Below are 25,531 nucleotides of genomic sequence, written 5' to 3' on the forward strand. Positions count from 1 at the left end.
TCCGGAGAGACGTCAGCACTTTTCAATACCGTTCTACCAGCGAAATAATCCGGTCCCCCAGGCAAGGCCTGCTCCAAAACCACTAAGCAGAACGGTATCGCCTCGGTTAATCAGACCAGCCTGAAATGCTTCATCAAGTACAATTGGAATCGATCCCGCAGAGGTATTTCCATACTTGCTCAAGTTGTTAAATACCTTTTCACGAGGAATTCCCAATTGTTCACAAGCCGAATCAATAATTCGAATATTGGCCTGATGCATCAAAAACAAATCGATCTCATGCACACTCATACCAGTTTTGGTTAACATCAGGTCAATAGAGTCGGCGACAGTTCTGACAGCCCATTTAAAGACACTACGACCATCCATACTTAAAAAATGGCGACCATCTTTGATGTCTTCTACCGTAGCAGGATTACGTGTACCACCGGCAGGACGATCTAATAATGAGGAACCGCTGCCATCCGAACCAGTCTGATAGCAAGTTAAACCCTGATGTGGATCCCCTTTCGCCAGCAATACGGCGCCTGCCCCATCGCCAAACAGAGGAGCAACGCGGCGATCTTCAGGATTAACAATACGACTGTTGCAATCTCCACCAATCACCAAAGCCAATTTACTGTTTCCTGTTGCCACGTATTGAGCGGCTGTGACGAGAGAATACATGAATCCTGCACAAGCAGCTTGTAAATCAATTGCGGGCGCATCAAGACCTAATCGATCCTGAACCAGACAAGAAACCGAAGGACATTGATAGTCGGGTGTAAATGTCCCGACAATCAGCAAATCAATGTCTTCAGGACTGACACGTGCAGCACGAATGGCTTTTTGTGCCGCTTCGTAACACAAGTCACTGGTCGCCATTTCTGGAGGGGCATGACGGCGTTCTAAGATACCAGTACGTTGCTCAATCCATTCCGGATCAAAACCATAACGCTCCTGCAGGTCTTGATTGGTAACGATATTATTGGGTACGTAAGATCCACTCGAAACAATTTGTACTCCCAATAATGAATTAGTTCGTTGACTAATCACTTGGCGACCACGCTTACTCTCTATTTTCTTTTTATCAGATGACAATTTCACCTGTTGATTCAGAAGCCCAGACGCGTCCAAGACTGATTCAAGATCAGAGGAATTGACTTGATTTTTGGTTTTATACTTTAAAGAAATTTTGTGCATTATTCTGACATCCTTATTCAGCATTTCCTGACCCCTGAATCAATGTCAGAGCCCAGCCTCCATTCAACACGAATCCTATCGTGATGTAGCACAACTCCAATAGAACAGGCCACTTTCACCAAGTAAACCTGTCATAAATTCGATTCTGCACCGTTCACTAAGAACACTTAAGATTTTTTGTGAGAATAGAAATGATCGAGTCTCACTAATAATTGATGGTCATTATTATTTAACATTCTTGTAATGTTCGCAGAGTATAGCGTTTCATAAAATTGGAAACTAGCGAAATATAGAAAATTCCAGCTAAGGAATAAGATAGGTAAAATAACACCGCCTTCAAAATGAACATAAACACACATATTTCAGGCAACTTCTTCATCCAATTTATCATCACAAATTCGATAATAAAGATATGTTTCGAATTCCTCTTCCAGATTATCTCCCCTTTTCACCTCGATGCTGATTCCATACCCACGGATTTCGAGTATTCGTGTTCTGATTGCCGCTCCTGCTTCAGAATCACAAGATATGCTTAAATCCCTTGATAAAGGGGGAAACAGCCCGATATGCACGACACTCACTTTCTGATTCGTCGCGAACTGAACCAGGGTGCCACCCTCAATCACTTCAGAACCATTGGGTTCCGTCATACGACTCATCCACTGTGAACGATTTTCCTGCTCTTCGTCAAACTCGACGACTTCATGTGCAGAATCAGTAGACAGTAACGCCAATCCTTTCAACAATGCTTCATTACTCTCATTGATCGATTCCAGTGGCTCTGCGCTTGTTTCTTCTGCAACAAAGGTCTGTATTGGGTTTGAGATGTGTCTTTCCTGATCATGCTGCGAGAATTGTTGTCCTTCTTCATGTTGAAGCTCGGTTGGAAAATTCTCAGAAGCTGCCAACACTGCCGCCTCGCGTTCAATCAGCTCTCGTATACCAGCGAACGCCAAAAAGTAAACCGTAATCAAGCCCCATCCACCAACAGAGGTCAATTGTCCGTCTGGAAGCGCTGCGAACATTCCGCCTAAGACTGGTAGAATCAGTACCAGAGTTAGTGAATACTTCTGACTCTGTGAAAGATCCATCAGCCGCTGAGAGCGTATCAAAAGCAGAGTGGCTAAAGAGAAACACGACAGTAGACCGCCTAATGTTACCAGAGGTAAAAAGCTCTGCTGAACTTGAAAGATGCCAGTAACGCGCATTAACAGTAATGCACTGGCAAGAATGAAATTAAGACCAATCATTAAAAAAGGGAACAGCCATCTCAAACGAGATGACTTTCCCTGAATGGTTCTATTCTTAATTTGATTGATGCTGCGTTTTGTTTCTTCCATGTCGAGCATCCTCCATTCTGCCCGGCGATAGCTGCTTTATAAACCAGATGAAACCTCAACTATGACATCGCGAATTGAGGCTCAGGTACTTCGTTTCCCAGGCCAGCAGCGTCTCTCAACTCAGCAGCTTTGTCTGTTGCTTCCCAAGTGAAATCGGGATCGTTTCGACCAAAGTGCCCACCCCAGGTAGTTTTTCTGAAGATGGGACGACGCAACTGTAAATGATTAATAATCGCCTGTGGCGTTAACGGAAAGATATCTCTGACCAGTTGAGAAATCGTTTCTTCCGGAATCACCGAGGTTTCCTTTGTATCTACATAAATGCTGGTCGGTTCAGCAACACCGATCGCATAGGAAAGCTGAACTTCACACTCAGAAGCCAGGCCGGCGGCCACAATATTCTTCGCGATATAACGGGCCATATAAGCTGCAGAACGATCTACTTTAGTGGAATCCTTACCGCTGAAAGCACCGCCACCATGACGCCCCCAACCACCATATGTGTCGACAATAATTTTGCGACCTGTCAGACCAGTATCGCCATGAGGCCCCCCAATCACAAATCGACCAGTAGGATTGATATGATACTTTGTCTTGTCACTCAAAAAGTTCGCAGGAATAATTTGCTTGATCACATTTTCAATGACGAAGTCACGAATCTCTTCCTGACTGACATTTTCAGTATGCTGGGTTGAAACGACCACTGCTGAAACACCAACAGGCTTACCATCTTCATATTCAACAGTGACCTGGCTTTTACTATCTGGCAATAACCAATCGACTTCACCATTCTGACGAATTTCAGTCAGTTTATTCAAAATGCGATGGGAAAGGGCAATCGGAACCGGCATGTATTCTTCAGTCTGGTTACAGGCATAACCAAACATGAGGCCTTGATCTCCTGCACCTTCTGCATCAACACCTTGGGCAATATCTGCACTTTGTTGATGCAACTTCACCAGGACTTCACAGGTATCAGCATTAAAGCCGATATCTTTGCTGGTATAGCCAATATCGCGAATCACATCACGAGCAATTTTTTCATAATCCACCTTTGCATTACTTGTGATTTCTCCTGAGAGTACAACAAAGTCAGTTGTGCACAAAGTCTCACAAGCGACGCGCGAATATGGATCGCCAGCAAGCAGTGCATCCAATATCCCATCTGACACCTGGTCAGATACTTTATCAGGATGTCCCATACTGACCGATTCACTTGTGAACGAGAAATTAGCCATGCGTCACTCCACCCTTTTTGCATTGATTAAAAGATAGTCAAAAATATATTTCGCCCGATTTCGGAGTCACTTTGATATCCACTCAATCTTGAAAGATCATGCCAAATACACTTTTGTGAACCTGACCTTTGCGAGCGTTATTGTTCCCGATTGTAGAGCCCCTGAATGAACTCAACAAGAGATTCTCCCCTCTAGCTTAACGTTTTAAACAAGGTTTCTCAAAAGTTCAGCAGTATTTTCATTAATGATAAGTAGAATATTTTCCTGCATTCTAAGCCGCACTTTCACAGCCTGTTACTTTCGTGTTCATGAGGAGAGGAAGAATCACGTTCACAGTTCGACTTGTTGCACCACGTTGATCTAAAACAAATTTCTGGGCCCGCTCTCCCTGACTTGCTGCTTTTTGAGGATCTTTCAGCCAGTCTAACAGAGTGATAAGTAGTTCCTCCTGGTTATGAATCACCTTGACTGCCTGATGTTGGATCAATGCATCCACTACATCTTTAAAATTCCAGGTATTGGGCCCGAACATCAGAGCAGCACCATAACCAGCAGGTTCAATCATGTTTTGCCCTCCCCGCCTGGTCAAACTTCCGCCCACAAAAGCTACATCTGCCAACCCCCAACAGGCCTTTAACTCTCCCAGTGTATCCAGCAAACCAATGGCCGGTGTTTCAATATTGGAAAAAGGAAGCAGCGTACTGACATCACCTTGCCGTTGATCACTACGGCAAATTAAGGGAAGTCCATAACTTTTTACCAATTCAGCGACTTCTTCAAAGCGTTCCTGGTGCCGGGGAACCAGAATGAGTCGAAGATCCGGATTATATTTCCTGGCTTCCAGATAAACATCCAGAGCAATACGTTCTTCCGGTGCCTGCGTGCTACCTGCAACCAAAACCGTCTGTGCTGTATTTAACTGAAATGTATTTCGGAGTTCTGCTGTTAACGGATTGTCCCGCTCAATTTCAATACCATCAAACTTAATGGAACCGGTAACATGAACGCATTCTGAATTACCTTTGAGACTTCGAAACCGCTCAGCATAAGTCTCTGTCTGCGTTGCAATCAAATGGAGCCGATTCAAGAGAGGACCGATCAATTTGCGAATCCGCCAATATCCACGAAAACTCTTTTCGCTCAAGCGGCCATTGATAATAGAGACTGGTATTTTTAACTCAGCAGCAGCGAGTACAAAATTTGGCCAAAGTTCCATCTCCACCAGAATCACCGCCGTTGGTTGAATTCGCTGAAGGGCACGCTTGACTGCCCACGAAAAATCGAGCGGAAAATAACAAATACGATATTGGGGAAATTTCTCTTGAGCGACAGCAAACCCGGTATGAGTTGTCGTCGTGATGACAAACTCCACATTTGGAATCTGTTCTTGAATTTGATCTAATAACGGTGGCAGTTGAAGCACTTCACCGACACTGACAGCGTGAAACCAAAAACAGGGACGATCTTCATCCCGACGCTGAAGGTTTCCAAGAAACTTCTGACTCCAACCAGATCGATATTTTTTTTGAACCAAAATCCGATACAGGATAATCGGAAAAACAACTGCCAACAACAGGCAATAAACAAGGTTTAAAAGATAAGAAATTAAACGCACGGGATTCCATTCCCTTATCAAATTCTGGTGTTGCCTGGGCACATTACCGTTTAAAAACTATAGGTTCTTCCCGCAGCACTTTTTATATTTTTTCCCGCTACCACAAGGACATGGATCGTTCCTGCCTACTTTGGGTTGCTGATTCACAATTGGGTCGATTGTTTGCTGTGATGGCTCTGAAGGACTTCCTGATTCCTCCCCAGGCTCATCATATCCATAATCATCTGAGACCTCTTCATGTACCGTCGAAGTGACCTGCCATAAAGAACCAACAAAATCAGGACTCTGTTTTTCCAATCGGAAGATGGCTGAGGTGACTTGCTGACCAATCCGCCCCCACATCGCATCGAAGGCCTTCATCCCTTCGCGACGATATTCTACCTTGGGATCTTTTTGGGCATAACCAACCAGACCAATTCCGGCCCGTAAATGGTCCATGTAATACAAATGGTCTTTCCAAGATGTATCTAAAACTTCCAGAATGAGCGAACGTTCCGCCTGACTCAGTTCGGGACGATACCGATGATTGTAAGCTTGATACAACCGTGTTCGAATCTCATCATCAGATAAAGGTTCCAGCTCTTCCGTCGTTAAATTCGTCTCCAGTTCCTGATTGGCCCATTCAACCAGTTCTCCTAACGCCGGATTGTGGGAACCTCCATGAACTCCATTCCCTGAAGCAACAGTGGCTTCTTCCGAGTATGCTTTAGTGAGAAACTGTTCGATCTGTGAAGAAGCTTCTCCATTGACAAAAACTTTCTCACTTTCAGCGGAAAGAATCTGTTGGATTTCATTAACAGGCTTACCTTTCAACGATTCCAATTCCAGATTCGTTTGGAACCTTGTATTAGCCCATTTCACCAGTCCAATGCGACTATTCGCTTCATTACCGGGCTGTTGATTTCCGAGGAAATTATACATGCCAACAGTGACAGGAAACGTCACTTCTTTTTCGCGATATAGTTCTTTGACTTTTTCAAGGACCTTCTCTTTCGCTTCAGGAATACTCAGATCTTTAAAATCCTCAGGATCGGCGGTAATCCCAAACTGATAATCCAAATATCCGACCAGAGAACGCATACCCCAGCTTGAATCAAGGAAGGTCTCTAACGGCGAGAAATCAATGCGACCAATGGCTTTCTGTGCGTGATCGTATAAAAATTGGTGTAAACCATCTTTGCCGCTTTTCTTTAACTCACGTTCATTCAAATTCAGGCTAAAATGCGCGTTGGCCCATTTGGCGAGTGCCTGCCAGTTCCAATCATCTTCATACTCTTCTGGCAAATTCTCTTCAATCTGTTCAGCAATTAAATCATCAGCTTGTCGACTGGCTTCATCTTTCAGGTAGCTGACTAATTGCTCAAACGTCATATCTCGAACACTGACAGCTTCGACGTCAATATGCGCTTCCTGACCACACCAGGCCGCGATCGTATCCCAGCGGTAATTACTGTCGAGCAAGCGATCGGTTTCTTCGTCTACCTGTCGTTCGATCATTTCTAAAATCAAATCGCGGCAATTACAGCCATCCAGGATTTGTTGTCGGTAGCCGTAGACGTTTTTACGTTGCTCGTCCATCACTTCATCGTATTCGAGCAGATGCTTACGCTGTTCAAAATGGCGTTCTTCAACCTTTTTCTGAGCACCTTCAATCCGGTTTGAGACCATGCGGCTCTCAATCGCTTCGCCTTCTTCCATGCCCATGCGGGACAAAATCGATTTGACCCAATCCCCCGCAAAGACCCGCATCAGTTTGTCTTCCAGAGAAAGAAAGAAACGACTGGAACCCGGATCTCCCTGACGACCAGACCGACCACGTAACTGCAAATCAATGCGGCGGGAGTCATGACGCTCTGAGCCGATCACATGCAATCCGCCCAGTTGGGTGACCTCTTCCGCTTCGACATCCATGCCTTCCCGTTTTTCGATTTCTTTGACAAGCTGATCCCACTCTGTTTTGGGAACCTGCAAACGAGATTCATATTTCTGGCTCAATTCATCCCAGGCAAGATGCTCAGCACTCCCCCCTAGAATGATATCGGTACCTCGCCCGGCCATATTGGTCGCAATCGTGACGGCTCCTCTGCGCCCCGCCTGTGCGATAATTTCCGCTTCGCGCTCGTGCTGCTTTGCATTGAGTACGTTATGTTGAATCCCGTATTTACTCAATTTATGGCTGACGATTTCCGACTGCTCAATGGATACCGTTCCCACCAGAATCGGACATCCCTTATTGTGAACCTCACGCACTTCATCAGCAATCGCAGTCCACTTCTCTTTCTCTGTTTGATAGATCACATCGGGATGATTGATCCGCTGCATCGGACGGTTCGTAGGAATGCTGACCACATCCAGTTGATAAATCTTCCAGAACTCTTCCGCTTCAGTCATGGCGGTACCGGTCATACCCGATAGCTTGTCATAGAGTTTGAAGAAGTTTTGCAAGGTAATTGTTGCTAGAGTTTGCGATTCTTCTTTAATCCGAACGCCCTCTTTGGCCTCCACAGCCTGATGCAAGCCATCGCCCCACTGACGTCCTGGCATTAAGCGACCAGTATGATCATCGACGATAATCACTTCCCCCTGTTGAACGACATAGTTCACATCTCGTTTATAAAGATGATGGGCTTTGAGTGCATTATCGATTAAATGAGGCCACTCCATATTGCCGGCCGTGTAAAAACTTTCCACTCCAGCCAGTTCTTCCGCATGTTTGACACCTGCATCAGTTAAGTGACATGTATGTTCTTTTTCTTTGACCTCAAAATCGACGCCCACTTTGAGTTTCATTGAGACGGAATTTGCCTTGGAATATTTTGTGAGATCATCCTGAGCCGGCCCGGAAATAATGAGTGGTGTTCGGGCTTCATCGATCAGAATATTGTCAATTTCATCGACAACAGCATAATGAAGAGGCCCCTGCACCTGCAGCTCTTTCACAGGTTTCATATTATCGCGCAGATAATCAAAACCGAATTCGTTATTCGTTCCATACGTAATATCACAGGCGTAATGCTTCTGCCGTTCTTCAGGTCCCATTCGAGACTGAATGGCACCGACGGTCAATCCCAGGGCAATATGAATCGGCCCCATCCACTCCATATCACGTTGCGCAAGATAATCGTTAACGGTTACAATATGGACCTTGCCGGACAAGGCATTCAGAAACGCGGGTAAGGAAGAAACCAATGTCTTCCCTTCTCCTGTTACCATTTCAGCAATCATGCCTTTATGCAGAAAGTAGCCTCCAATCATCTGCACGGAGTAATGCCGCATATTCAAATTACGCCAGGCAGATTCCCTAACCGCGGCAAATGCATAGGTCAGAATATCATCCAGCGTTTCACCGGCTTCCAATCGCGCACGCAATTTCGACGCGGTCTGTTTTAATTCTTCATCAGATAGTTTCTGTAATTCAGGTTCGAAGCTATCGATTTCAGCCAGCATCGAGCCAGGTACAACTTCATCGTTGCCTTCTTTGTCTCTGACGAATCCCAGTTTTCGAATTTGTCGCTCGTTTGATGAACCGAACAGACCCGTTAAAAATCGTTCGAACCATGCCGTTACAACAGTCAGCCATTCACCTAGTTTGTCAAGGAATTCCATTTTTTAACCTGAACTCGAATTCTCGAAAATAGTCTATCTATCGCCTCTGGTTCATTTCACGCTGACTGTCATACTGGCAGTAGCAACGGTCCATTCAAGAATTGACAGAGCGCGTATCGCCAAACGATGCCCTGTAACCAGAATACATGTAATTTCTGTAAGTTCTTCTCTTTCCGAAGTTTATTTATTTTGAAAAGTATGGTCAATGGCGGTATTTGCTTCCTGTTTGACCATCGCTTCGGGAGATTCAGAGGCTCACTCATAATGAAATGCAACCAATGTGCCAAGTCTGGGGCATTTGTAATATCTACCTCTGGATCTTTTAACCGAAATGCTTATATTTTCATGGGATGGATCAGAACCCCACCTTTCAACTGATTCATACTTAAACCCTTACGGAGATTACAGATGTATAATGGACCTGATTCAGAAAAATACCAGGTAGGTAATCCTCCCGCTCCTCCTGCAGACAACTCCGAAATGATCATCAGCCCTGATACTTACCGAGAAAACCGCATTCCCGCTGGTCAAACTCGAACCCGAAAATGGCCGATCCTGCACGCAACCGATGTTCCCAAGATCAATCTCGACACCTGGAAACTGGAAATTAGTGGTCTCGTCAACAATCCCCTTTCTTTTAACTGGATTGAATTTCAACAATTACCGCGCACACAAGTCTTCGCAGACTTCCACTGTGTGACCCGCTGGTCCCGCTTGGGAAATCTTTGGGAAGGTGTCTCCGCGAAAGAAATTATGCAACGCGCTGGCGTTCAACCTGAAGCCCATTATGTCATCGCCACCGGTTACGATGATGGCTGGACCACAAACCTCCCGCTAAAGGATTTCCAATCGGAAGACGTTCTCTTATGTGACAAACATGACGATGAGCCTCTTGATCCCGATCACGGCGGCCCTCTGCGTTTAATTATTCCCCTCCTCTACGCCTGGAAAAGTGCCAAATGGATTACAAAAATCGAGTTCGTCGCCGACGACTCGCCCGGCTATTGGGAACGTGGTGGGTATCACAATCATGGTGATCCCTGGATCGTCAATGAAAACAACCCCGACGGCGAACGCTTTCAATCAAAAGATGACATCCCTCCCGGCTTTTTTGATTAAGTAACGACATTCAATATTGTCACCCCCAAAATCCCATTGACAATTTCGGGAACCCCCGAATGGAATTCCCTTCCTAAAACAGTGACCATTTTTCTTCTTGACACCATCGCGCCGTTCTCGAAACTCCGTGATCTGCGTCGCGCGCGCGTGGAAATTTTTTCTTCGCGGTGAATACTTCTGCTCCTGTTGATTTCAGCACTATAAAAGTCCCTTGTTTTTGATGATTGGATCATAAACATTCTGAACAAGCTCTTCATCATCACCCTCATTTCAGACTACTTTCAACCATATTTGCATCATCAACACCGCTCATATCGGTCAAACTCAAGACAAAAATGCGCAAATCTTTCTGGCTTGACTGGCCCACGCCATTCCAGATCATGTTAGAGAGTCGATCACGATAAGACCACATTTTCACATATGTGAAACAACTTCAAAACACGAATGACACACGCAACCTGGCGAGATAAAGTCAGTTACAGGAGTTTCTCTGCAATGCCATGTAACCACAGACCATATTCTAACCGATATGACGCCAACACCTGAGATGAATATCTGCTGAGCAGTCGGATTACCCCGCCACTTGTAGCGATACTTTTAAAACACTAAAGAAATCCTTCTAGACCACAACCGATGAATATACTTATACGATCTTCAGGTAAATGGATTTTTTCCGAAAATAAATGAACCAAACGGGAACTGATTACGACTATAGTCACAGTTCCATGACACGATCACCCAACCAAATCCTTGACGAACTGCTAGTGCTGAAATGCCAGGATGGTGACATCGAGGCTTTCAAAACTCTTGTCTCTCGTTGGCACAACCGGTTGCGGCGGCATGCCTGGTATTTAACTCAAGACTGGGAAGCTGCGGGAGACATCGTTCAGGATGCCTGGTTGGATATCATTCGTACCATCCGTCGGCTGAAAGACCCATCGTCGTTTCGAAACTGGGCGTACCGCATTGTGGGGAACAAGGCAACCGATTGGGTGCGACGCCAGCAGCGACAAAGAACACTCTGGACAGAAATAGCGCACCAAAAAAAGAGTGCGGGTGACTCCACAGCACAACAAGGAAACAAGTCACATGTGCAGTCAATAATTCAACAAGGTATCAAAGCATTGTCGACAAGCAGCCAACAGATTCTTTCCATGAAATATATGGATCACATGTCAACACAAGAAATCGCACAAGCGTTAGGGATCCCGGTCGGAACTGTCAAATCGCGGTTACATCATGCCCGGGAACAACTGAAGCAAGTCATACAAAGGAGCGAATTATGAAAGAAATTGATGAACAGATTCGGGAGGCACTCCAGGCTCAGCAGGACGAATTGAATGATGGATACAATCTGGACAATGAAGGTATCTTGCAAATGTTTCGAGGCCACTCAAAGTGGATCACCATCACCTGGTTTACTCTGATGGCGGTGACGGTTACCGTAATGATCGTTTCTGCAGTTCAGTTCTTTCGGGTTGAGAGTACCCGTGCCATGATTGCCTGGGCCACTGGTTTTACCGTCTGCTTCATTTTTGAAGCGTTAATTGAGTTTTCTTTTTTAGCAGATTGTCGGAAGAACGCCCTTCAATGTCAGATAAAACGACTGGAGTTACAGGTCGCCACTTTAGTCAGTGAAATGGAAAACAAAGAAGAACAGCCAGAAGATGAGAAGGCGTAATGGCCTTTCAAGTCACCCTACTCCTGACAGAGCCTCTCAAAATATCCAATCATTCTAGAGAAGAGGCATGCACCGCCAATGCCACACTGGCTGAGACAGAGGCAGTTCAGAATTACTAATCGAGATTGAATTCCATGACGTCCGATTCGGGATCACCGGTCACAACAACGGAAAGCTCTGTCGCGTCGTTATACTTTGCAGGGATCACCTGCTCAACTTCCTCGATTTGTTCATCGGTATCAGGGTCGATCTTTTTCTTGCCTGTTGGTTTGTGCCAATAAACGGCAACACGGTAGGACGCCTTGTTGGGCCCCTTCTCAGCAGGGATTTTAAACGCTCCGCTTTCAATAGGCCCACCAGCAGGGTTGGACTTTCCATCTTCGGGTATCAGGGAGATCATCCCGTTTGGGATTGGTTCGCCTCCAAAGGTCACCGTTCCCGAGACTGGAAATCGTTTCTCGCCAGTATAGTCAGACTGACTTCCACATCCCAAACAACCTGCAATCAAGACAACCAGTAATGCTCGAACAACCACGCCCATTTGATTCATCCGTAAGTGCCCTGTTAAAAATTGAGAATAAAAAAATATCAACCAGCTCGACTGAGCTGGTTGAATTGAAAGAAGTTTCAAAGTCCAATTTAGAACTCTCCGACAACCTCATCGTCATCGATAAAGAACAAATTCTGGATTACAAATCCCGGACCAGCCATGTTGACATTCATCCCCAAACACGTGGTAGTCGATCCAGCTGCAGGATTGTGACTGATGTTTTCACTAATGAAACGCACAGCGCCATCTGCCATCAAAAATTGGGCTCCCCCTTCATGATTACTGCTCATTCCATGCCGAGTACAACCAGCATCGCCTGATGCTGCGTTAGTAGATGAAGTCGTTGCGGTCGGAGTGTTGATGGGCCAGTTGACACGGAACTTGTTGCCAGCGTCTGTAACACCACTGCGTCCCCAGACAATCGCACCTCCATAGCGTTTTCCTGCTGGATTGCGTTTAAAGCGACGTTCCGCCATTAAGAGCGTATTACTGGTTCCATCCGTGATGTCGCGGATACGTATCTTGGTATTGCCGCTCCCGATGCGATCACTCACAACATAGTTTGATGTGGCATAGTTCTGGTGCATCTGGTTTCTATCTCTTCCAGTATCCGACGGACACCTGAATGCGGGTAAGGGAGTTCTTAGAGGTCTTGTCCCACCAAAATTGGCACCTTCATTGGGCATTCGGCAGCCATCCGGGTTTAATAAATTATACAAGGGAGCCTGATCCATGTAGGGTAGTATGAACGTTCCCCAGCCCCACGCACGGTAACTGTTATCAGTAAAAGTGGCTCCATTTGACATCGTCACACACCGAGTCGACCAACCTGCACCACCGGGACGATTAATGACACCAGGAGGAAACACTTTGTGAACATCGTGGTAGTTGTGAAATGCCACTCCAAACTGCTTCAAATTATTCTTGCAGGTAGATCGTCGGGCTGCTTCTCGAGCCTGTTGAACGGCTGGTAATAAAAGTGCAATTAAAATCGCAATAATGGCAATGACGACAAGTAATTCGATTAACGTAAATCCGAATTTTCTGTCTTTTACTGAATGCTTCACCACAAAGTACTCCTTTTAAAATAGAGTCAAAATTTGTTGCCTCTTTAGAAATGAAGGAGAGGCTAATAAGAAAATTTCTTAGAGATGCTCTGTTCAGATTCTTGACTGTTTCTAAAATTACATTAGGAACAAAATACTCCTTTAATTAATACATCAGTTTATTAATATACACATGATTAATAATTAATCTACAAGTGTTTGGTTCAAAATGATTTTTTCACTAATGATTACATTCGAATCTGATCTTTAGTTTCGTTTATAAAATAAACACCTATCTCTACTCTTAGGACGAAGCAAACAGATTTCATCTCGTCGGCCATTGAAAACAAACCTGATGCCAGACAGTTTCCTGACTTTGTTTTAAGTATCATAATTTGTGCGAACCCGTTTCGAGCTGAAAGCGACTTTTCAGTGTATCCCACAGAATTTTGGTCTAATTTTTTCTCACACACATCGAATTGACTCGCACTCGTTTAAAGCTTTGAATGAATATTCATAATGAAATGCACTAAACCAAAGTTTGCTTCATTAGTGAGAGACAGCCTCTTAAATCAAAAATGTTGGTATGTGAGCTGCGGCGCAGTAGGAACCACTTTTGAATTAGCATTGGGCGAGAAAATCTTACGAAGTCAACCGTTGTTGAATTTAAGTCACCCTCAAGTATTTCGAGAGTATGAAGGGAGCGCCAATCTGCTGGTCTGGTGTGCCTGGAGGCTTGATCGAGGCATGAAGACCGTCACAAGCTGGGACGACGAAACCGAAACGGTCTTGGAAGGACTATCACATTTGACCGGCAAAAGAGTAATCGACTTGGATATTCAGACTCCAGCCTGGGGCTTGCTTCTCAAATTGACCGGTAATGACTCACTAAAAGTATTTTGCGATCATGTACCCGGCAATCCCAGCTGCCAAGATAACTGGATCCTTTCGATACCACAAAAAACATTGTATGCTGGTCCAGGCCAACACTATGGTATAGAACGGGAAAACCAAAATCCTGTTGATTGATATCAACATAGACTAAATAAGTTCAACCACTTTATTAGAAACCAATGATGCCCTATGTCTTATCGCCTCAGTAATTTTTCACTGTACATAACCTTTTACAGCCTCTTGATTCTTTCGATAACGAATCCCACATTCGGTGATACTCCCGTGAGTGGCAATGCAACCATTCGACAAAAGGCGGGCCCCTCTGAAATTGTGATCACAACAACCAATCGTTTAGCCGGCGCGATTGACTCACTCACCTGGAACGGAAAAGAATTCATTGACAGTTTCGATCATGGCCGACAACTACAATCCGCAGCCAGCTTCGACCTCCAATCGACGGACCCATTCTGGGCAGAACGTTATAACCCCACAGAAGCCGGCTCTCGTTCCGACGGGACGGGAAAGAGTTCGTCCAGCAAGCTCCTCTCACTCCGGGCCACAGGAAACGAATTGGAAACCACGACACGCATGGCGTATTGGCTGGCGCCCGGTCAGAAGTCATCTGGTCGGCTAGCGCTCAACCAAAAAATTCTTTCAAATCATCTCGTATCCAAGCGCGTCCGCATCGGCTACAAAGATCATGATCAGGTGATCGAATATCAGACGACTTTCACGGTTCCCAAGGGTGAGCAGCACACTTACGCTCAATTCGAAGCACTCACCGGCTACATGCCCGCCGAGTTTGAGAAGTTCTGGACCTTTCAACCTGCAACGGGCAAACTGGAACCACTCAGCGATGGTCCTGGCGAACAGAAACTACCCGTCGTCATGAGCACCAAAGACGGCAAGTACGCGATGGGCATCTTTTCTCCCGATCAACCCTCAAAGGGTTACAGACATGCGGGATATGGCCGTTTTCGCTTCAAGGCTGCCAAAGTCGTCAAATGGAACTGTGCCTTCCGAGTACGCGACCAACAGGGAATTAAACCAGGGGAATATTCCTTCAGCATGTTTGTGGCTGTCGGTACTCTGGAGGACGTCAGACAATCACTTGTGTCACTCACTAAAGAGTTTCCGAAGAAGTGAATCAACTTAAGATCTAATCAACCCATTTCGGAACAATTTACACCCGAGGTGCAGCCGCGATGACTTCTTCGGAGACTCCTGAAGCGTATTTCATGAAGTTATTATTGAAGGCGGTTGCCAGTTTGACTGCGGTCTCCTTGTAAGCACTTTGATCGACCCACGAATTATGAGGCACCAGAAGCTTGTCATCTACACCCGGGCACTGCGTAATCGTAGCCATTCCAAAAATAGGATCGATCTCTGTGGGTGCATGATTGAGAACCCCTGAATGGATGGCATCAATGATCGCCCGTGTGGCTTTCAGGCTGATGCGTTCGCCCACACCATACGCGCCCCCATTCCAACCGGTGTTGACCAACCAGACGTTCGCATTGTACTTCTTGATCTTCTCCGCCAGCAGATCCGCATATTTTCCGGGGTGCCAGACCAGGAACGGTCCGCCAAAACAGGGAGAAAAAGTCGCCTCAGGTTCAGTGACTCCCATTTCAGTGCCAGCAACCTTTGCAGTATAGCCGCTGATGAAGTGGTACATGGCCTGCTCAGGAGTCAATTTGCTGACAGGTGGTAGCACACCGAATGCATCGCAGGTGAGGAAAATGACATCATTAGGATGATCGGCAACACACGGGATTTTTGCACTGGGCATGTATTCTATCGGGTAAGCACCACGTGTATTTTGTGTGAAGCTCGTATCATCAAAGTCCACATGATGATCGGCTTCGTCATACACCACGTTTTCCAGTACCGCGCCATAACGCAATGCCTGAAAAATTTCTGGTTCATTTTCACGTGAAAGATAGATCGCTTTCGCGTAGCAGCCACCTTCGATATTGAAGATCCCATTATCGGTCCAGCAGTGCTCATCATCGCCAATCAAATATCGCTTGGGGTCGGCTGAAAGCGTGGTCTTTCCGGTTCCAGAAAGACCAAACAGTACTGACGACCGCCCCGACTCGCGATCCGCGGTTGCCGAACAATGCATCGACAAGATTCCGCGCTTGGGCATCAGATAGTTCATGACGGTGAAGATCCCCTTCTTCATTTCACCCGCGTATTCTGTGCCCAGAATCACAATCTCGCCATCCTCAACACTCAGATCCACGCTTGTCTTAGAAGTCATACCCGTTGTGAATCGATTCGCGGGAAACGTTCCAGCATTGTAGATTACATAATCAGGCTTGCCGAAGTTTTCCAGTTGTTCGTCGGTGGGTCGAATCAACATGTTATGCATAAAAAGGGCATGATAAGGACGCGAGCAGATCACACGAACTTTAATTTGATACTCTGGATCCCAACCGGCAAAGGCATCAATCACATATAAATGGGGGCAGATATTCAGATAGTCGGTTGCCCGTTCGCGGTTGCAGAAAAAGGCATGCTGATCGAGTGGATAATTGACATCTCCCCACCAGATATCCGCTTCCGATTTTTTATGCTTAACGACCCGTTTATCTTTGGGAGACCGACCTGTTTTATCGCCAGAGTAGGCAATCAGTGCTCCGGTATCCGAAATCGAAGCTCCCGGCTCATAGCGAATGGCTTCTTCATATAACATCGAGGGATCAGGGTTCCGCATGACCCATTCCACGTTAATTCCATGCTCGGATAGATCAAACGACGACATGCTACACTCCATTTAGTTTATTTAATTTCTGATCGCTTAAGCATTCTTGATAAATCAGAGTTTGGGAACACCTCTGATTAAAGCTAATCCCGGCAAGTGTAATCTCTCTCCGCTTTTTTCCCAAGAGCGATTCACACCTTTAAGTCCGATTTCCTGAAAGCATCAACAGATAGTAATCACCAAAATATCACTACTGTGCCGCCAACCGTTTTAGTTCCGGCTCCATGCGTCGCATCGCTTCTTCGAAGTTTACGATCGGATGGTATCCAAAGTCATGGCGGGCACGGCTGATATCGTAATAATGGGAACTACTCAATTGGGAAGCCAGAAACCGGGTCATCGGAGGTTCACCTGGTAAATGTAACACCCGAAACAAAAACTCCAATACGCCCCCAATCCGTTTGGCGGCTTTGACGGAAATATGTTTTTGAACCGGCGGTAAATCGGCGGCCTGCAATAATTGATTGATCCATTCCCATAATAAAACAGGTTCCGGTTCATTAATAAAATAAGCCTGCCCCCCGACAGGTGAATCATGAAACAATCGCGCCGCGGCCTGCAGATGAGCGGCAGCGGCATTTTCCACATAGCTCATCGAAATCAGATTCATCCCCTGGCCCACCTGTCGCAAGCGACCCGATTTCGCTCGTTTGATCAATCGTGGAATCAAGTGATTGTCACGAGGCCCCCAGATTAGGTGCGGTCTTAACGCGACTGTCGCCAATCCGTTTTCCCCATTCGCAGCCAGCACTGCTTTTTCAGCCAGCATTTTGGTATGCGGATAATGACAGAGGTACTCATCACTGTAGGGCAGATATTCATTCGCGTTCTCATGAGCAACACCATCATAAACTACACTGGGCGAACTGGTGTAAATTAATCTGGTCACGCCTTCTGTTTTGCAAGCATCCAGAATGTTTAGTGTTCCCTGAGTGTTGATACTATGAAAATGATCCCAAGGCCCCCAGATACCGGAAACGGCTGCCGTATGAAAAACGGAATCGATTCCTTCACAGGCCTGCTTCACAGTCGCGGTATCTCGAATGTCTCCCTGCACCGTTTCCACATTCAATTCTTTAAGACGTGTATACTCTCCGCGACAAAGCACGCGGACTGTTTCCCCCGCTTCTACTAACTGTTCGACGATGTAGAGACCAAGGAAGCCGCCTCCCCCGGTAACGAGTATATTCATCCGATTTGTTTCTCTGCCCAGGGTACTAGTTTTTCACGAAAGATTTTTACGTTATGCCGAATATCAACAGGCAGAGAGCGATGAAACAAAACCGTTTCAATCGACTGGGTCAACGAATTAACCTGCCCCAATGCCAGCAACTCCTGAGTGAGTTGTTCACGGTCTGGCTGGCTCTCAGGAAATTCTCCCTGCTCTGGCTCAACAATCATCACCGGTTTCTGATTTGGCTTCGCGCCGACTCCGACCAATGCACTACGATAAATCCGTGGGTGTTCATTAAAGATTGCTTCACAACGAATGGTAAACATGGCTCCTTGTGTGGTTTCAACGATATGAGCTTTCCGACCACAGAACCAGAGTTTTCCTGCTTCATCACGATAACCAACATCACCCATGCGATGCCAGAACTGTTCTCCATCTGGAATTTTTGCAAGCCGTGTAGCCTCTGGTCGCAGAAAGTATTCTCGCGTTGCCATCGGACCTTGCACAATGATTTCCCCGATTTCACCTGTAGGAAGCTCTGTTGCCTGCTCGATGGATTCAATGGGCTCATTGTGAATCTCAATAATCTTTACCTGGACGCCAGGAAACGGAGCGCCCACACAGGTCCCCGCCCCTGACCGGGTCTGCTCTGAGGTTTTTTCAATCACTTCCCGTCCAGAAATTGAAGCTACCGGCAATGATTCGGTTGCACCATACGGAGTATTGATATCAGTTTCCGAATGAGAAAAGGTCTGCCGCATGCGTTCAATGACATGCACCGGGACTGGAGCTCCCGCTGACAAGATTCGTTTGAGTGAAGGTAGTTTCACTTGATGCTGCTCGCAATACCGGCCAATCCGATTCCACATCGCGGGAGAACCAAAGGCCTGTGTCACCCCTTGATCCTTGATTTGTGCAATGATCTTGACCGGATCCACAAGTGCCGGCTTGGTTGGATTCATATCGGGAATTACCGTTGTCACTCCCATTGCCGAATTAAAGAGTGCAAATAAAGGAAAGCCGGGTAAATCGACCTCACCAGGTTGAATCTGATAATAATCCCGTAACAAATCAACCTGTGACCAGAACATACCGTGTTCGTATGCCACTCCTTTGGGCGGACCTGTGCTGCCACTCGTAAAAATAATCGCTGCAGGATCAGTCATTGTTCGCTGAACCATGGGTAACGGCTTCCAGTCACCACCGAGTAACCAGCGGTAGTCAATGCCTGACGTCAACACCGGTTTTCCCACAGTCACATTCAAGTGTGCTTTCGGGAAAGATCGTTTTTTGAATTTGCGAATCATTTGGGCCAGTGGGATTGCAACAAAGCCTTCCGGTTCTACTTCCGACAAACAACGAATCATATTTTTTCCCCCCATGCCTGGATCGATGAGAATGATCACGGCTCCCGCTTTAAACAAGGCAAACGTCAGCGCGATGAATTCCAGGCTGGGACGTACCATCAATGCCATTCGAGTTCCGGGTTTCACCCCCAGTTGAATCAGACCTCGTGCCAGGCGATCACTCTCCTGATCAAGTTGTTGAAATGTCAAACTACTGTAGATATAGCGCCCCTGGTGATCCTTTCCTGCAGGAAAGACAACCGCTTTCTGATAGGGATAAACTTGAGCTGACTGATGAAGCCGCTCAGCAATATTGCGTTGTTCAGACATGAATCGAAGTAAAGCCGAAAGTCAAAAGAGGTAGCATTTACCACTGGCGGACTAGAATTTCGCCCTTGCCAAGTGCGAGAAAATCCCCACAGTATCGTCGATATTCACGATCAAAACAATCTTCGGGAACGGGAAAACCGGAGGATCTCAATTGTCGTAAGAAAAAGAAGAGCCAGGTTGGGTGATACACACATGAGTATTTAAAGGTCGGTAAGAATTCCGGTTCATTCGACTCACCGAATAATGCAATCGTACCTCGACGCATACCGGCTCCCATGCGTTTGCCTATTTGACCGAATGAAAAAATAGAGCCGGCAATCATATCGAAACCAATCGCATCGCCCGAGGTACCACCAATGACGATTGTCCCTCTGCGCATACGGTGGCCTGCTTCATGCCCCACGTTACCATGAATCAATATCTTACCGCCATTCATTCCCCGTTTACTACCAGGATAAGCAGCCCCTACCAGATCACCGGCGTTGCCTTTGATGCACAGCGTCCCGCCTTTCATCTCTGTTGCGATCCAATCTGAGACATTGCCTTCCACCAGGATCTCGCCACCGGACATTTCAGCTCCCAGATGCATCCCGGCATTGCCTTCAACGCGAATTCGTCCTGCAGCCAAACCGGCACCAATGTGCTTTACTCGAGAACAATCACCCGACCAGACGATGAGGTCTTCTTCCGTAGAAGATTGTTGTACGTCGAAAAAGTCGTCAACTGATAGTTTTCGATTACCATGTAACACGGGTAAGGTGCGTATTTTATCAATCGGTTGCTGACTCACCGATTCATGATTGACGGAATTCACTTCAAGAGGAACCTCGAGTGTTTGCTTGAGAGTCAGCGTAAGAGCCATTCGGGAGACATTCTTTATCAACTATGCGGTAGTTTTTCCCATATTGGCCAACCCTTCGATGAAACCTCGTGCAGACAGATAATCATTGGGAAGCATGTTCCTAATCTGACCGCGAAGAATATTCTTCATGACTTGCGCTTCATCGCTAATTTGCTGAGACAGGGTCGAAGTCACACCTGTTGAGTTTCTTAAGGAAAACAATTCCTGAATTTTTTCACGAGATGCCTTGTATTCCTCACCCATCAATGATTCAGGCCAGTTAATCTTGCCTGTCGCAGGATTGAATTGACTCGCGGTCAAAGTTGCTTTGTCCTGGGAAGCACTCGCATTCAGATAAGGACTTAGCCCTGACTCACGCATTTTGCGATTTTTCTCAGCCTGTCGATCTAAAGCTGCCTGGCGTTGTTTGGCTCGTTCTTCATTGATCTGTGATTGCAACTGAATGGCTTCTCGCTGCGCTTTTTGTCGGGCAACGTAAGTCTCTGCTACTTTCTTCTGGTTGTCGATATATTTACTACGTGCATCTTCATAATTGACCATGGCCTTGGATCGATCAACGAGTGCCTGTCCTTGCGCGCGAACCAAAGAAGACCCATCATTCCAACCACCGTAATATCCGCGACCATAGTAACCACCATAGTAGCCGCCACCATACCAACGATTACCGTAAAACACGGAAGGGCTGTAGTATCCCCCATAATTGTAAATCGTTCTTCGCGGGAAGAAGGGACCAGCAGCCTGTAGCATTGAGTGCCCTGCAGAAGACAACAGGATTATTAAACATAATCCGGAGAGGGCCATTTTGCGTGTCACTGTTCTCATCTCTCACCTCAAAGCACAAATTGATAACAAAACCTCATCCCCCAGGAATTTTTCAACCCCAGCGAGCAGGCTTATATGATTTCCTGATGAAACTGAGCAGAATTACTTGATTTTTGAACTCAGATCATGATATCTATTATATTATAGTTTAATGTTCTCATTTCTATTTCGCCAGTCTTTCTTGAGAAGGTAATGTGAATTCTTCACCTTTTGGAAAATCTGGCTTTTGCAACGATGATTAGCAGGAACGATACTCATGCGTCAGTTACTAACCGCAGGACTTCTTTTCGGAATTTGTTTGCTCGCTTCTGACTTTGCTATGGCGCAAACTCCTGATATCAAATTGCTGATTACTGACTTAAATAGCGAGAATGAAGAAAAGCAAGCGTTAGCCGCTCATACGTTAGGCGAACTGGGTGCTATTTCCGAACCAGCAGTTCCGGCCTTAATTCGTGTAGTTAAAGGAGGCTCAGTGGCTTCTCGTAGCGAAGCCATCATCGCATTGGGAAAAATTGGTCCTGGTGCCGCCGCTGCGGTCCCTGAACTGACAAAAATCCTACGTGGCCATTCCGTTATTCTGAAATTTAATACATTGCAAGCCTTAAGGCTCATCGGTCCCGCTTCAAAACCTGCAGCGAAACAAATTGCCACTCTCCTGGAAAGCAACAACTCTTACATCAAAGTCGCCGCTGCCTGGGCACTTTGGTCCATCGACCCAGATAATAAATCAAATTTGGATCAAGTTATCAAAGTGCTCTTGAGTAGTCTGGATATCCCCATTAACGAAGTTCGATCAGACGCTGCTGTAGCTCTGTCAGAAATTGGTGCCCCCGCTGTAAAACCGTTGCTGAATAAATTGAAATCAGAATACAAAGCCAATCATACAGATCAGTGCGAGCAAATCTGCGATGTGATTGCTCAGATGGGTGTACAAGGTGAAGCAGCGATTCCCACTCTTCTTAAGGCCTTGAAGTCAGAAAACACTGATCTCGTCTGGCGTTCAGCCCACGCGTTAGGTGCCATCAATGCGAAACCCAAAAAAGTCGTACCTGCTTTAATCACTTTGTTAAATAACACGTCACCAGAGATACGCGCTCATGCTGCACTTGCACTGGGAGATTTTGGAGCAAAAGCGAAAGCGGCTGTTCCAGAATTAATCAAACTGCTTTCCGACTCTGATCTGAATGTCAAACTTGATGCGGCTGCGGCATTGGGAGAAATCGGTCCAGATGCTTCTGCGGCCGTCCCAGAACTTTCCAAAGCGATGCAGACAGGACCGACAGCTCTGACACTAAATAGTGCCTCTGCATTGGCGGCCATCGGTGAAGCCTCTGTACCAACCTTAAAGAAACTACTTGACGATAATTCTCCTTTGAAACTTCTGGCCGCTCATGTTCTGGGCGAAATTGGAGGCTCCTCCGAATCAGCCATTCCGGCACTGCTCAAACTGATTGACTCACCAGATGCGAATCTTCGTGAAACAGCGATTATCAGTCTCGGAGATATTGGTCCGGCTGCGATCAAAGCAGAACCACAGCTTCTAAAAATTATGGAAACTGGAACTGGCAAAACCAGAAACACGGCCGTTTATGCACTCTCAAAAATTGGAAGTAAAAAAGCATTACCACTTTTCAAGAAATATGCTGCCGCTTCAGATGAAGATGAAAGATTTCGGCTCGTTTGCTCATGGGCACTGGTTAGAGCCAATCCAACTGATCCTGAAACAGTGAAAGCGGCATTACCAGGATTGATGAAAGTTCTCGCCGATGAGAACCCTGTCGTGCGTAGAGAAGCAGCCAATGCAATCTCGCTGAGTGGTCCTCTCGCAGAGTCCGCCACACCGAGTCTGAGTCAGGCACTTAAGAAAGAACAGGACCAGCGAGTCGTCGCTGAATTGATTACCGCTTTAGCAGAAATTGGTCCACCAGCCGCTTCCGCCATTCCCTTGATCACTCCTTACCTTGACTCTCGTGATCCGATTTTACGAGTCGTTGCTACTTATGCGATGGCTCGGTTTGGTAAATTGGCGAAATCAGTAGTCCCTATTATGGAAAAAGAACTCGCAAAGCATGACGAAGAGGAAAACGCCGTCACACTCTGGGCGTTAACAAAAATTGATCCCAGCCCCGCCAGGGCCAAAGCTGCCGCCCCGATTCTGACAAAACTCGTCACGGAACACCCTGATCCCAACGCGCGCCTGGAAGCGGCAATCAGTCTGGGAGAATTTGGAATCAATACCCCCAAAATCAAAGCGGCTCTGGAAACCGCAAGCAAAGATCAGGATCCTCAAGTGAAACAAGCGGCTGAAGCTGCACTCAAAAAACTGAGTAGTTAGTTTTTTTCCGGCAGAACCATGTTGATTTTATTCAACCACAGTCAGTTTATGTTGCAGAAAAACAACAAAGCAACGTAATGCAGGCGCCTGGTTGGAAGAGTTATCCGAAATAGAATTGTTGCATTCAATCGAGTTCTGTTTTTCTTCCTCGAATTCTGAACTGATATCCTTACAATCCCGTTGTTCTGATCTAAAGTGCTCTGTTCCAGTCAGAAATGTAGACTGTTCGTTTACTTTAGCTGTGAAGTGGTATGTTTCTTGCGGCTCTTTTTACTAAGGCAATCGTTTTACTGATTTAATTCTCTTCCCATTTTAGTCATAACCGGAGGTTCTATGATCACAGTTGCTGAACTCAACGACATCGATCAGCTAGATAATTTTCGGCTGGCATGGCACTCCCTGCTGGGAAAGACAAAAGGTGCGACGTTTGCACATTCGCCGGAATGGCTGGAGCATTACTGGGAACACTTCGGACAAGGACTCAAGCTACGGGTATTGCTAATCACATTAGGCAACAAGGTCATCGGCATTGTACCTCTGGTTGTAAAACCAGTCACAACCAAATTAGGCACCATGCGTGTGCTGACTTATCCGCTGGATGGTTGGGGGTCATTCTATGGACAGATTGGTTCCAATCCCGCTGCTACTATGGTCACTGCGATGCGACATATTCACGGCTCCAAGCGGGACTGGGATCTCATCGACTTGCGCTATATCGACCAGGATGGCCATGATCACAAACGTACTGCCAATGCTTTAAGATCTGTTGGATTTCAGGGAAGTGAAGCCATCTGGAAACAGCTTCCACTAGTAAACACACAAGAGACAAACTGGACTTCTTATCTCGCCAGTCGATCATCAGAAACCCAGCACAGCATTAAATCAGCGGAACAATCCATTTCTGCAATAGGACATGTTGCCTTCTACCGTTCACAAATGGAAGACCCGACAGCTCCCGGCTGGAATCCACGCTGGGATCTCTGGGCGGAATTTGAACAAATGGATTTCCGCTTTGGAAACCAGACAACAATCGCCGGTGGTCATTTTTCCAATCAAAGAAAACTGGCTTTCCTACGAGAGATTCACGGACCTGCAGTTCGAGCAGGAAGAGCGCGAATTGATGCATTGTTTCTTAAAAACTCTCTGGTTGCTTGCGCCTATGGACTACAACATGCAGCAGGAACAGACTATTTGGCGCTCGGTCGGCAGGAAGATGCTCCCAGCGAGTCTGTGACGTATTTAATAGCTCGCATGATTCAAGAATCGATACATGAGCAAGAACCTTCGCTGAATCTGGCGTTACTTGGTACTGAACTGGCGGGAATATGGAAAAATGAGGATAGGAAAAGTTATCGCTGTTCCCACTTCCCCATCATGGTCCCCCGTTCGCAATTGTTTCGTATCAACCGTTGGATCTCTCAACCGACGCAAAAACAAAAGTCATCTCAAGCTACTACCACCAGGAAACCGGCATTGAATGTGAAAAACGAAACAGCTCAGGATGCCACAATTGAGATTACCAGCGATGCACCGCAAGACTGGTCATCAGAGAACAATCCACGCCCCAAAGGAGATCGCCCCGGTTTTCGAATTGTAGGTTAAAATGTCTCCATGAGCGATG

Annotated in this window: 19 protein-coding genes; 7 read left to right on the forward strand and 12 right to left on the reverse strand. The window is 46.2% G+C overall.

The features are described from left to right. Positions 1 to 33: 33 nt before the first annotated feature. From V202x_RS14205 to secA, 5 genes are all read right to left on the reverse strand, one after another. Positions 34 to 1,182, reverse strand: coding sequence for a 3-oxoacyl-ACP synthase III family protein (locus V202x_RS14205; protein ID WP_232098514.1), 1,149 nt, complete (start codon positions 1,180 to 1,182; stop codon positions 34 to 36). Between the two features lie 362 nt (positions 1,183 to 1,544). Further along, a complete protein-coding gene (locus tag V202x_RS14210) occupies positions 1,545 to 2,522 on the reverse strand; it encodes a hypothetical protein (protein ID WP_145175999.1) in 978 nt (325 codons plus the stop codon). Positions 2,523 to 2,581: 59 nt separating this feature from the next. After that, positions 2,582 to 3,760: a methionine adenosyltransferase gene (gene metK, locus V202x_RS14215; protein WP_145176002.1), complete on the reverse strand. Its 1,179-nt coding sequence runs from the start codon at positions 3,758 to 3,760 to the stop codon at positions 2,582 to 2,584. Between the two features lie 271 nt (positions 3,761 to 4,031). Next, positions 4,032 to 5,375, reverse strand: coding sequence for a 3-deoxy-D-manno-octulosonic acid transferase (locus tag V202x_RS14220; RefSeq protein ID WP_145176005.1), 1,344 nt, complete (start codon positions 5,373 to 5,375; stop codon positions 4,032 to 4,034). Between the two features lie 57 nt (positions 5,376 to 5,432). Continuing rightward, positions 5,433 to 8,981, reverse strand: a complete 3,549-nt coding sequence (gene secA, locus V202x_RS14225; RefSeq protein ID WP_145176008.1) for a preprotein translocase subunit SecA — start codon at positions 8,979 to 8,981, stop codon at positions 5,433 to 5,435. A 408-nt stretch (positions 8,982 to 9,389) separates the two neighbouring features. On the opposite strand from secA, the gene V202x_RS14230 reads away from it, so the two are divergent. The 3 genes from V202x_RS14230 (at position 9,390) to V202x_RS14240 (ending at position 11,781) form a co-directional block, all read left to right on the forward strand. After that, positions 9,390 to 10,100, forward strand: a complete 711-nt coding sequence (locus V202x_RS14230) for a sulfite oxidase-like oxidoreductase (RefSeq protein WP_145176011.1) — start codon at positions 9,390 to 9,392, stop codon at positions 10,098 to 10,100. Between the two features lie 725 nt (positions 10,101 to 10,825). Beyond that, positions 10,826 to 11,386 carry an RNA polymerase sigma factor gene (locus V202x_RS14235; protein ID WP_197992867.1) on the forward strand — a complete coding sequence of 187 codons (561 nt, stop codon included), beginning with the start codon at positions 10,826 to 10,828 and terminating at the stop codon, positions 11,384 to 11,386. Further along, positions 11,383 to 11,781 carry a DUF6768 family protein gene (locus V202x_RS14240; RefSeq protein WP_145176017.1) on the forward strand — a complete coding sequence of 133 codons (399 nt, stop codon included), beginning with the start codon at positions 11,383 to 11,385 and terminating at the stop codon, positions 11,779 to 11,781. The genes V202x_RS14235 and V202x_RS14240 overlap by 4 nt, the downstream gene beginning before the upstream one ends. A 115-nt stretch (positions 11,782 to 11,896) precedes the next feature. Here the strand turns inward: V202x_RS14240 and V202x_RS14245 are convergent, their stop codons facing one another. Further along, the gene (locus tag V202x_RS14245; protein WP_145176020.1) at positions 11,897 to 12,331 is read right to left on the reverse strand and encodes a hypothetical protein; all 435 of its coding nucleotides are present in this window, start codon (positions 12,329 to 12,331) and stop codon (positions 11,897 to 11,899) included. Between the two features lie 89 nt (positions 12,332 to 12,420). Further along, positions 12,421 to 13,398, reverse strand: a complete 978-nt coding sequence (locus tag V202x_RS14250; protein WP_197992868.1) for a DUF1559 domain-containing protein — start codon at positions 13,396 to 13,398, stop codon at positions 12,421 to 12,423. 498 nt (positions 13,399 to 13,896) lie between these two features. Between V202x_RS14250 and V202x_RS14255 the strand changes: the two genes are divergently transcribed. Next, positions 13,897 to 14,406, forward strand: coding sequence for a hypothetical protein (locus V202x_RS14255; RefSeq protein WP_145176026.1), 510 nt, complete (start codon positions 13,897 to 13,899; stop codon positions 14,404 to 14,406). A 54-nt stretch (positions 14,407 to 14,460) separates the two neighbouring features. Continuing rightward, on the forward strand, positions 14,461 to 15,417 hold the full coding sequence (locus tag V202x_RS14260) for a hypothetical protein (RefSeq protein ID WP_232098515.1): 957 nt from the start codon (positions 14,461 to 14,463) through the stop codon (positions 15,415 to 15,417). A gap of 37 nt (positions 15,418 to 15,454) precedes the next feature. Here V202x_RS14260 and pckA read toward each other — a convergent pair whose 3' ends face one another. From pckA to V202x_RS27480, 5 genes are all read right to left on the reverse strand, one after another. After that, entirely contained in the window at positions 15,455 to 17,041 is a 1,587-nt protein-coding gene (gene pckA, locus V202x_RS14265; RefSeq protein ID WP_197992870.1) for a phosphoenolpyruvate carboxykinase (ATP), read from the reverse strand. 190 nt (positions 17,042 to 17,231) lie between these two features. Further along, on the reverse strand, positions 17,232 to 18,233 hold the full coding sequence (locus V202x_RS14270; protein WP_145176032.1) for an NAD-dependent epimerase/dehydratase family protein: 1,002 nt from the start codon (positions 18,231 to 18,233) through the stop codon (positions 17,232 to 17,234). Continuing rightward, entirely contained in the window at positions 18,230 to 19,891 is a 1,662-nt protein-coding gene (locus tag V202x_RS14275) for a fatty acid CoA ligase family protein (protein WP_145176035.1), read from the reverse strand. Before V202x_RS14275 ends, V202x_RS14270 begins: the two co-directional genes overlap by 4 nt. 37 nt (positions 19,892 to 19,928) lie before the next feature. Beyond that, positions 19,929 to 20,753, reverse strand: a complete 825-nt coding sequence (locus V202x_RS14280; RefSeq protein WP_145176038.1) for a formylmethanofuran dehydrogenase subunit C — start codon at positions 20,751 to 20,753, stop codon at positions 19,929 to 19,931. A 21-nt stretch (positions 20,754 to 20,774) separates the two neighbouring features. After that, positions 20,775 to 21,575, reverse strand: coding sequence for a hypothetical protein (locus V202x_RS27480; protein WP_197992871.1), 801 nt, complete (start codon positions 21,573 to 21,575; stop codon positions 20,775 to 20,777). A 256-nt stretch (positions 21,576 to 21,831) separates the two neighbouring features. Here V202x_RS27480 and V202x_RS14290 point away from each other — a divergent pair, with 256 nt between their 5' ends. Further along, the gene (locus tag V202x_RS14290; protein WP_145176041.1) at positions 21,832 to 23,910 is read left to right on the forward strand and encodes a HEAT repeat domain-containing protein; all 2,079 of its coding nucleotides are present in this window, start codon (positions 21,832 to 21,834) and stop codon (positions 23,908 to 23,910) included. A gap of 333 nt (positions 23,911 to 24,243) precedes the next feature. Then, positions 24,244 to 25,512, forward strand: coding sequence for a GNAT family N-acetyltransferase (locus tag V202x_RS14295; protein ID WP_145176044.1), 1,269 nt, complete (start codon positions 24,244 to 24,246; stop codon positions 25,510 to 25,512). The last annotated feature ends 19 nt before the right edge of the window (positions 25,513 to 25,531 follow it).

Source organism: Gimesia aquarii (assembly GCF_007748175.1).
In the GTDB taxonomy this organism is placed as follows: Bacteria; Planctomycetota; Planctomycetia; order Planctomycetales; family Planctomycetaceae; genus Gimesia; species Gimesia aquarii_A.